The organism is Tissierella sp. P1, from assembly GCF_002266425.1.
Lineage (GTDB): Bacteria > Bacillota > Clostridia > Tissierellales > Tissierellaceae > Tissierella > Tissierella carlieri.
The window spans coordinates 1-9,782 of sequence record NZ_NPMN01000056.1; the positions used below are offsets into that span (position 1 = coordinate 1).

Below are 9,782 nucleotides of genomic sequence, written 5' to 3' on the forward strand. Positions count from 1 at the left end.
AAATAAGAATTTACTACAGTTATCTATAAAAATTTAGTATAATAACTAAATAGAGACATTTAAGAAAGGAGGATAGTTTTTTAAATAAATTATAAGGAGGAGTATTATGTCTAGTGAAAGAGCTTCAAATGTTGGATTTTTTGAAAAACGATTTAAGCTAAAGGAACACAACACAGATGTAAAAACAGAAATTATGGCTGGTATTACAACTTTTATGACTATGGCCTATATCTTGGCAGTAAATCCAGGAATACTTTCAGAATCAGGTATGGATGCTGGTGGGGTATTTACAGCAACTGCACTTTCAGCATTCATTGCTTGTGTGATGATGGCATTCTTAGCTAATTATCCTTTTGCACTTGCACCAGGTATGGGACTTAATGCATTCTTTACTTATACAGTAGTATTTGGAATGGGAAAATCATGGCAATTTGCTCTTACGGCGGTATTCATCGAAGGGATTATATTTATATTATTATCATTCTTCCAAGTAAGAGAAGCAATTTTTAATTCAATCCCTATGAATCTTAAGAAAGCTGTATCTGTAGGTATAGGGCTATTTATAGCTTTAATTGGACTAATAAATGCTGGAATAGTAGATACGGGAAAAATGTTCATGGAAAATGGAGTTAATGTATTAAATGAAGGTGGATTGGTAATTACACTTGGAAACCTAAAATCACCATCGGCATTATTAGCATTAATAGGTATTGTTATAACTGGAGTCCTTTTGGCTAAAAAAGTTAAAGGCGCATTATTCTTTGGTATTATTATTACTACACTTATCGGTTTGCCAATGGGAGTTAGTTATACGCCTAATGGAACCTTACTGGGTATATTTTCAGCACCACCATCTCTTAGAGAGGTAGCATTTAAATTTGAGTGGGCTAATATATTTACTTGGGATATGCTTATAGTAGTATTTACATTCCTATTTGTTGACGTATTTGATACTGTAGGAACTTTAATAGGAGTATCATCAAAGGCAGGTATGTTAGACAAAGATGGTTCATTACCTAAAGTAAAAGAAGCATTATTAGCAGATGCTGTAGGTACTACTGTTGGTGCTTGCTTAGGTACATCTACAGTAACAACATTCGTAGAATCAGCAGCAGGTGTAGCTGAAGGCGGTAGAACAGGGCTTACTTCTCTAACAACGGGAGTTATGTTTGGATTGGCATTAATACTTGCTCCATTATTTGGCATGATTCCAGGGGCTGCAACAGCACCAGCACTAATCTTAGTTGGATTATTCATGATGAGTCCAATTAAAGAAATTGATTTAGATGATTTTACAGAGGCTATACCAGCATTTCTAACAATAGCTATGATGCCTTTTGCATATAGTATAGCTGAAGGTATAGTATTTGGTATGGTTTCATATGTAGTACTAAAAGTACTAGCTGGAAAACACAAAGATGTATCACCAATTATGTATGTACTAGCAATATTGTTTGTATTGAAAACAATATTTATGTAAAGACATCAGCCGCCTTCTATTTGGAGGCGGCTTTTTAAAACTAAGAATCCTATGAGGGGTGTAAATATGACCTTAAATCAAGTGTATAATGTAGATAATATTAATGAAGTGATAGAAATACTTGGCAATTTTGGTAAAGATGCAAAGATAATAGCTGGAGGTACTGATATTGTAATTGCCTTGAAAAATGAGAAAATATCACCGAAGGTGTTAATAGATATTACTAAAATTGAAGACTTGAAAAAGATAGAGGATGATGGAGAATATATTACTTTAGGTGCAGGAGTTACATTTACCAATATAGTTGAAAACCATTTGTTTCGTGGGAATCTATGGGGATTATATAAGGCTTGTAGAATGGTAGGTTCCCCGCAAATAAGAAATAAAGGCACCATAGGAGGAAATATTGCAAATGGATCTGCGGCAGCTGATTCAATACCTCCTTTAATTGCTTTAGGAAGTATAGTAAGGCTTGTTAGTATAGAAGGGGTACGAGAAATATCTTTAGAGGGCTACTATACTGACCCTATAAAAGAAAATGAACTTATAACAGAAATTAAATTTATAAAACCTAAAGAAAATCAAGTCCTTACTTTCGCCAAGCTTGGTCTTAGAAAGGCGTTGGCCATATCAAGATTGACCTCAGCTTCTTTAGTTGAATTTGATAATGAAGGGTTTATTAAGTCCATTAGAGTTGCTAGTGGGGCATTGGGAAAATATCCTATGAGAGAATATGAAGTTGAAAATTATTTAATAGGGAAAAAAATTAGGGAAGAAACTGTAGAAGGTGCTGTAGAGAGACTGCAGAACTCTATGGATGAACGGTTAAAAGGTAGGTCTACTTTACCATATAAGAGGGTTGCCATATCTGGTATATTAAAGGAAACCCTTGAATCAGCAATGACAATAGGGAGAGAGGTGGCAGCATGGTAAATATAAGCCTTAAAGTGAATGGAGAATTTTTCGAAATTTCTGTAGATGAAAATTTGCGATTAATAGATTTATTGAGAGATGAATTAGGTTTTGTAGGTACCAAAGAGGGATGTGGAGAAGGTGAATGTGGTGCTTGCACTGTCATAATGGATGGAGAAACTGTTAACTCATGTCTTGTAATGGCATTTCAAGCCAATGGAAGTAGTATTGTAACTATAGAAGGACTTGAAAGAGATGGAAAACTTCATCCAGTACAACAGGCATATATAGATGTAGGTGCAGTACAATGCGGATTTTGTATACCAGGGATGGTTTTATCAACTAAGGCATTGCTAGATAAAAATCCTAATCCCACAAGAGGCGAGATTAGAGAAGGAATATCGGGTAATTTATGTAGGTGTACAGGCTACAATAAAATGATTGATGCAACGGAAAGAGCTATAAAATATATGGAGGAGGAAAAGTAATGGAACTAAATGTAGTAGGAAAAAATATTATTAGAGTCGATGCATATAGTAAAGTTACTGGTACAGCAGTTTATCCTCAAGATATATATTTGGATAATATGGCTTATGGTAAAACCTTAAGATCAGATAAACCTCATGCCAAAATTAAAATAGATGTTGCAGAAGCAGAAAAAGTAGAAGGAGTATTAAAGGTATTCACATATAAAGATGTACCAAAAGAAAATATCCATGGAGTAGTATTAAAGGACCATGAAGTATTTGCAAGTGAAAAGGTTATAAGAATAGGAGAACCAATAGCATTTATAGTAGGAGAAACTCAGAGAGCTTGTGATGAAGGATATAAAAAAATTAAAGTTGATTATGAAGAATTACCAGCAGTATTTGATCCAATAGAAGCTATGAAAGAGGATTCACCTAAGGTACATGGAGATTCTAATATTGTATTTCATTATAAATTGAGACATGGAGATATAGAAGAGGGAAAGAAAAGGTGTAAATATATAGTAGAAAATATATATAAATCACCTATGGTAGAACACGCATTTTTACAACCAGAGGCAGGAATTAGTTATCTCGAAGAAGATGGCACGGTGGTAGTAGCTTTAGCTACCCAATACCCACATTATGACAGAGAAGAAGTAGCTAAAAACTTAAGTCTACCAGAGGAAAAGGTTAAAATAATTAATACAGCTGTAGGAGGTGCATTTGGAGCTAGGGAAGATATATCACCTCAAATACATTTAGCATTAGCAGCTATGGTATTAAAGAGACCAATAAAAGTCATATATTCTAGAGAGGAATCCTTTTTAACACATTCTAAACGTCACCCTATGATTATGAAATATAAAACTGGAGCAGATGAAAATGGAATACTTCAATATATGGAAGCAGAAATAATTGGAGATTCTGGTGCGCATTGTTCTTGGGCAATAAATGTACTAAGAAAAGCTGGAGTCCATGCTACAGGACCTTATGTTATACCGAATGTAAAGGTTGATACCTATGCAGTATATACAAATAATCCATTTACTGGAGCTATGAGAGGATTCGGAGCAACTCAAGTACCTATAGCTCATGAACAACAAATGGATATGCTGGCTGAAAAATTAGATATGGACCCTATTGAATTTAGGATGAAAAATATATTTAGAAAAGGCTCAATGACTGCTACCGGACAAATATTGACAGATAGTGTACCTTTAGATAAATGTATAGAAGAAGTAGATAAGGGTTTTAGGTTCTCTGAACAATTAAAGGAGGGAGCTCTATGAAGAAAAGAGGTGTAGGTATAGGAATTTCATTTTATGGAACCGGCTATGGCAACGGATTTCCGGATATATCAAGGGCAATCATTAGACTTCTTCCAAAAGGAAAGATTGGAATATATTGTGGTGTAACAGAGGTGGGTCAGGGAGCCAAGACTTCAATGAGACAAATAGGAGCAGAAGTTCTTGGACTAACAGTAGAAAATATTGAATTAGTACACGAAAATACATCTTTAATGCCTGATTCAGGAACAGCAGCAGCAACTAGACAGACATATAACACTGGAAATGCAATAAAGGTTGCTTGTGAAAATATGAGAGCTGAATTATTTGAAAAAGCAAGAATTCAGCTAGGACTAAACTCTACAGTAGGATTAATATTAGAAAAAGGAGAAGTAGTATTAAGCTTTTTCCCGCAGAAGAGAATATCCTATGAGAAGCTATCTGAAATATATAATGGTGATGATACTATAGAGGCTAAGGGAGAATTTATAGCTCAAACAACCCAGATGGACCCGGAGGATGGGCAAGGAGCTCCATATTGGCCATATACATTTAATGCTTGTGCGGTAGAAGTAGAAGTAGATACAAAAACAGGTATAGTAAATCTCTTAAGATCAACCTTTGCCCAAGATGTAGGGCGTGCAGTAAATCCGAGATTACTTGAGGGACAAATGGATGGTGGATTTGCTATGGCACTTGGATATGCATTATTAGAGGATTTAAACTTGGAAAATGGTAAAATTAAAAATGATAAGTTCTCAAAATATCTAATACCTACTGCTATGGATATGATAGACATAAATAATATTATAGTAGAAGATCCAGAATCTACAGCTCCCTATGGTGCAAAAGGAATTGGAGAACCTGTAATGATACCAATAGCTCCTGCTATATTAAATGCAATTTACGATGCTATAGGTGTCAGAATTACAGAATTGCCTGTAACACCAGAAAGACTTATAAAAGCTCTAGGGGAGGCTGAAGAGAAAAAAATAGGATAATAGCATAAGGAGGAAAAATGTTGAAGAGAGGAACTAGAGATTTTTTAAAGATATTTATATTTTCGATTATTTTTATGGGAGTTAATTATTTTACAACAGTATATTTTAAAAACACAATTATACAAATATGTTTAACTCTCTTACTCTCAATAGGTTTGTCTCTAGGATTATTGAAGGTTCAAAGTAATAGGGGGATAAAAGAGATAATAAAATATTTATCTAATATCAATGATTTAGACTTTTCTTTATCAAAAAGTATAGATATACCTGAGGAAGCAAGGGAAAAGATTTATAGTGTTTATAAACAGATAAGAGGGAACTTGAAGACTCAGGTAGAAATATCAACTGAAATATTTAATATATGTGAAAACTTAAGTCTGTTAGCTACTGAATCTTTAACTAGTTCAGAACTTATAGCGTCTTCAGTAGAGGAAGCAGATGCTAATGCGGTGGAACAAAGTCAAATGCTTAATCAGACCAATCACTTAGCTAGAAAAATTTACCTATCTATGGAAAATATAGATAAGAATATAGTTGATAAAATTCAATTTATATCAAATTCTATTACCTCAGCTCAGAAAGGGATTGAAGAAATAGATTATATAGAAGACAGAATAATAAACTCTAAAAACATGGTAGCGGAAAGTTCTAAGAAAATAATAGAACTAAGAAATTATTCAGATGAAGTAGTATCGCTCGTGGATCTTATAAATACCATATCAAATCAAACAAAAATGCTTTCGTTAAATGCCTCAATAGAAGCAGCTAGAGCTGGAGAGCATGGTAAAGGTTTTTCTATAGTAGCTATGGAAGTAGGGAAATTAGCTAACGAGACAGAGAACGTATCTAAAAAAATAGAAGAGGTAATACATGGATTAAAAGATGAGATTGTATTAATTTCAGAATCCATGGCAAATGAGATGAAATATATGGACGAAAACTGTGAAGTTATTGAATCTACTAACAAAGAATTCAATTCCATAATAGAAACACTAAACTTAGGCAAAGAAAGTTTGGAGGAAATAAAAAAAGTAACTGGTGAAAATAATTCCATGATAGAGGAAATAACTACAAATATAACTAGAATAGCAGAATTTTCAGAGGAAACAACAGCTCAAATAGAACAAACTACTGAACAGACATTAGAGCAACACAGTCGATCAAGGAATTTAAATGATGTGGTAGAAAAGATTAAAGGATATGTTTATGATATGCAGCAATTTGTAGTAGGTAAAGTAATGGAAGAAAAGATGCTAAGGCAGGCTTATATAGTTAAAGATTATTTTATGAACAATGAAAAGGTTAGTGACACTATGATAAAAGAATTAATTAGAGAGGTAGGAGTAGATGCGATATATATTACAGATGTGTCGGGAGTTGTAGAATTTACCAATGAAAAATCCGCCATAGGCTAAATCTATATGAGGCAGATCCATCTTTCCAAGATTTTAAGAAAAGGAAAAAAGAATATATAGTAACACCAGTAAAAAAGAGAGTTGAAGATGGTAAATTATTTAAATTTTTAACAGTCACAGATGAAAGAGGAAGACTATATGAAATAGGGCTTGCCTTGGATTCTCTTGTTAAAAATATATAAATATGAGGATTAAGAATGATTATATATAAAGCATTAGGTCTAGATATAGATAAAGCAGAAATGCTCTCTTTTGTAGGAGGGGGAGGAAAAACTACTACCATCTTTGAATTAGCAAAAGAATTTATTTTCTTAAATAAAAAAATCCTTATATCTACTACTACTAAAGTATTCACCCCTTTAAAAGAGGAATATAATTACCTTTTTTTAAAAGATATAGACAAAGACTTTAATCCATTAAATGCTACAATTACAATATTTGGTGAAGAGATAAAAAATGGTAAACTAGAGGGAATTTCTTCAGAAAAATTAGAAGAAATTTTTGCAAGAAATATATTTGATATTATTCTCATAGAGGCGGATGGTTCTAAGAGAAAGCCTATAAAGGCTCCAGGGAATCATGAACCAGTAATTCCAACGACTAGCACTAAGACAATTGGAGTTATAGGTTAGATTCCTTGGGAAAAGCAATAGACGAGGATACAGTTCATAGACCAGAGTTGTTATGTCAGATGGTTGGAAAAAACTTCATAATTGATGAAGAAGTCATTGTAAAACTTGTTTTAGATAAGAATGGTTTATTTAAAAATGCATCAAGAGATAAAATCCTACTGTTAAATAAAGCTAATGATGAAATTAAAATTTGTAAAGCAAAAAGAATTAGAAGGATACTAAAGGATAAACATTTTAATAATGTGGCTATAGCGGATATTAAAGAGAAAAAATTTTATTAGGTGAATAGTTATGATAACAGGAATTATTTTAGCATCAGGTTTTTCAAGAAGGATGAAAGCAGACAAACTATTAATAGATATAGAAGGAAGTGCATTAATAGAAAGAGTTATTAAGGCCTGTGTAGACTCAAAGCTAGATGATATAATTTTAATTTATAGAAGTGAAGAAGTAAAGAAAATAGGAGAAAAGTATAATATAAAAACTATTTATAATGAAAATGCTCATCTAGGACAATCAGAAGGATTGAAACTAGGAGTGAGGAGGGCTATAGAAGCTAAATCCTATATGTTTTTAGTAGGTGATCAGCCTTTTTTAACATCAGAACTTATAGATAAATTAATTGAAGAATACAATATATCAGACCTACCTATTTTAGTGCCTTATTATAATAATCATAGAGGAATGCCTATGCTTATTTCTTCTATTTTTAAAGAAGAATTATTACAAATTACAGGAGATAAGGGCGGTAGAGATATAGTAGAAAGGAATATTTCTAAAACGAAGAAGGTTTATATAGAAGAAGAAAGATTAGGTATGGATATAGATAATCAAGAGGATTTAAAGATATTACAAATCACCAAATGACAATTCTAAGTAGGTGGTAAAATATGGAACTAATAATTATTCGTGGTGGAGGAGATATAGCCACAGGTATAGGACATAGGTTATTTATGGCAGGATTTAAGGTAATAATCTTAGATATAGAGAAACCATTGGCCATTAGGAGAAGAGTATCTTTTTGTGAAGCTGTATATAATGGAGAAATTATAGTAGAAGGGGTTAAGGCAATATTAACTAGAAATCTAGAGGAAATATATGAAGCTATTAATAATGGAATTATTCCTGTTTATATTGATGGAAAAGGTGAGATAATAAACAGTATAAAACCTATAGCCATAATAGACAGTATACTTGCTAAGAAAAATCTTGGAACTACAAAGGATATGGCTCCGATGACAATAGGTATAGGTCCTGGATTTGAAGCGGGAGTAGATGTAGATTTAGTAGTAGAAACTAAGAGAGGTCATTTTTTAGGAAAAGTGATACATAAAGGTAAAGCGGAAGATGACACTGGAATCCCCGGAGATATTCTAGGCTATAAAGAAGAAAGGATAATTAGAGCTGAAGCCAATGGAATATTTAAAAGTTACTATAATATAGGAGATAAAGTAGAAGTTGGAGATATAATATGCGAGACGTCAGGACAAAAAGTAAGAGCAAGAATATCGGGTATATTGAGAGGTATTATAAAGGAAGGTCTTTACGTAGAAAAAGGACTAAAAATAGGAGATATAGACCCTCGGGGAATAGAGGAATATGTATATACAATATCAGATAAAGCTCGGGCAGTAGGTGGTGGAGCTTTAGAAGGAATAATGTATCTAAGGAAAGGAAGGAGAATTTAAATGGGTGATCTGTCAGTAATGAGAAAAGCTTTGGAAGATATAAACAATGGAAAAGAATTAGCCATTGCAACTATTACAAAATCAGAAGGTTCAACTCCTAGAGGTATAGGTACTATGATGGCAGTTTTAGAAGATGGCTCAATCCATGGAACTATTGGAGGAGGAGCATTAGAAAAGCATGTTATAGAATTATGTATCAAAGCTATAGAAGAAGGACAAAGCAAAGTTATAGATTTACCGCTGGATACTGAAGGGGTGGGAATGATTTGCGGTGGAAGGGTGGAAGTATTTATAGATGTATATAAAATTAATCCTAAGCTTCTAATAATTGGCGGAGGACATGTTGGATATGCAATATATAATATTGCTTCCTTGCTTAATTTTGATATAGTAATATTTGAGGATCGAGAGGAGTTTTTAATCGGTGACAGGTTTCCTTTGGCAAAAGAACTAGTACTAGGACCTATAAACGAAATGCTAAGAAATTATAAGATAGATAATAATACATATATAGTTATAGCATCTAGAGGTCATAAATATGATGAAGAATCTTTGACAGAAGTAGTAAATTCAGATGCAAAATATATAGGTGCTATGGGAAGTAAACGTAAAGTAATTACTATGATGGACAATTTAAGGAATAAAGGTATACCAGAGGAGAGCATAAATAAAATATATGCACCAATAGGATTAGAAATATCTGCGGGAAGCCCTGAGGAAATAGCAATGAGTATTATGTCAGAAATACTATTAATTAAAAATAATGGGAAACTTAAACATATGAAGTGATGATTTTACATTTTAAAACCGTACTCTTTTATAGAAAGTATACAAAGAAAAAGCATTGTAGGTATGTTAACATAATGAATAAGTGCAGAATATAAGGGGGTATAAAATA

At 32.8% G+C, this 9,782-nt stretch carries 11 protein-coding genes; all 11 read left to right on the top strand.

The features are described from left to right. The first annotated feature begins 106 nt into the window (after window positions 1-106). The 11 genes from CIW83_RS21235 (at window position 107) to CIW83_RS21285 (ending at window position 9,673) form a co-directional block, all read left to right on the top strand. Window positions 107-1,480 (top strand): NCS2 family permease, encoded by a 1,374-nt coding sequence (locus CIW83_RS21235; RefSeq protein WP_094904428.1) that lies wholly within the window; start codon window positions 107-109, stop codon window positions 1,478-1,480. A gap of 66 nt (window positions 1,481-1,546) precedes the next feature. Beyond that, complete coding sequence (locus tag CIW83_RS21240; protein WP_094904429.1) at window positions 1,547-2,413, top strand: xanthine dehydrogenase family protein subunit M; 867 nt, start codon at window positions 1,547-1,549, stop codon at window positions 2,411-2,413. Continuing rightward, window positions 2,407-2,880 (top strand): (2Fe-2S)-binding protein, encoded by a 474-nt coding sequence (locus CIW83_RS21245; RefSeq protein WP_094904430.1) that lies wholly within the window; start codon window positions 2,407-2,409, stop codon window positions 2,878-2,880. Before CIW83_RS21240 ends, CIW83_RS21245 begins: the two co-directional genes overlap by 7 nt. After that, window positions 2,880-4,151, top strand: coding sequence for a xanthine dehydrogenase family protein molybdopterin-binding subunit (locus CIW83_RS24610; RefSeq protein WP_094904431.1), 1,272 nt, complete (start codon window positions 2,880-2,882; stop codon window positions 4,149-4,151). Before CIW83_RS21245 ends, CIW83_RS24610 begins: the two co-directional genes overlap by 1 nt. Next, complete coding sequence (locus CIW83_RS24615; protein WP_094904432.1) at window positions 4,148-5,149, top strand: xanthine dehydrogenase family protein molybdopterin-binding subunit; 1,002 nt, start codon at window positions 4,148-4,150, stop codon at window positions 5,147-5,149. Before CIW83_RS24610 ends, CIW83_RS24615 begins: the two co-directional genes overlap by 4 nt. 20 nt (window positions 5,150-5,169) lie before the next feature. Then, window positions 5,170-6,564, top strand: coding sequence for a methyl-accepting chemotaxis protein (locus tag CIW83_RS21260; RefSeq protein WP_158220208.1), 1,395 nt, complete (start codon window positions 5,170-5,172; stop codon window positions 6,562-6,564). 197 nt (window positions 6,565-6,761) lie between these two features. Next, a complete protein-coding gene (gene yqeC / locus CIW83_RS21265; RefSeq protein ID WP_094904434.1) occupies window positions 6,762-7,196 on the top strand; it encodes a selenium cofactor biosynthesis protein YqeC in 435 nt (144 codons plus the stop codon). Window positions 7,197-7,201: 5 nt separating this feature from the next. Beyond that, a complete protein-coding gene (locus CIW83_RS21270; protein ID WP_094904435.1) occupies window positions 7,202-7,477 on the top strand; it encodes a hypothetical protein in 276 nt (91 codons plus the stop codon). Between the two features lie 10 nt (window positions 7,478-7,487). Then, entirely contained in the window at window positions 7,488-8,063 is a 576-nt protein-coding gene (locus CIW83_RS21275) for an NTP transferase domain-containing protein (RefSeq protein WP_094904436.1), read from the top strand. A 23-nt stretch (window positions 8,064-8,086) separates the two neighbouring features. Beyond that, window positions 8,087-8,884, top strand: a complete 798-nt coding sequence (gene yqeB / locus CIW83_RS21280) for a selenium-dependent molybdenum cofactor biosynthesis protein YqeB (protein ID WP_094904437.1) — start codon at window positions 8,087-8,089, stop codon at window positions 8,882-8,884. After that, window positions 8,885-9,673, top strand: coding sequence for an XdhC family protein (locus tag CIW83_RS21285; protein ID WP_094904438.1), 789 nt, complete (start codon window positions 8,885-8,887; stop codon window positions 9,671-9,673). Window positions 9,674-9,782: the final 109 nt, after the last annotated feature.

Coding starts and splice junctions, on each gene's coding strand:
- CIW83_RS21235 (WP_094904428.1), top strand. CDS start 107: ATGTCTAGTGAAAGAGCTTCAAATGTTGGATTTTTTGAAAAACGATTT.
- CIW83_RS21240 (WP_094904429.1), top strand. CDS start 1,547: ATGACCTTAAATCAAGTGTATAATGTAGATAATATTAATGAAGTGATA.
- CIW83_RS21245 (WP_094904430.1), top strand. CDS start 2,407: ATGGTAAATATAAGCCTTAAAGTGAATGGAGAATTTTTCGAAATTTCT.
- CIW83_RS24610 (WP_094904431.1), top strand. CDS start 2,880: ATGGAACTAAATGTAGTAGGAAAAAATATTATTAGAGTCGATGCATAT.
- CIW83_RS24615 (WP_094904432.1), top strand. CDS start 4,148: ATGAAGAAAAGAGGTGTAGGTATAGGAATTTCATTTTATGGAACCGGC.
- yqeC (WP_094904434.1), top strand. CDS start 6,762: ATGATTATATATAAAGCATTAGGTCTAGATATAGATAAAGCAGAAATG.
- CIW83_RS21275 (WP_094904436.1), top strand. CDS start 7,488: ATGATAACAGGAATTATTTTAGCATCAGGTTTTTCAAGAAGGATGAAA.
- yqeB (WP_094904437.1), top strand. CDS start 8,087: ATGGAACTAATAATTATTCGTGGTGGAGGAGATATAGCCACAGGTATA.
- CIW83_RS21285 (WP_094904438.1), top strand. CDS start 8,885: ATGGGTGATCTGTCAGTAATGAGAAAAGCTTTGGAAGATATAAACAAT.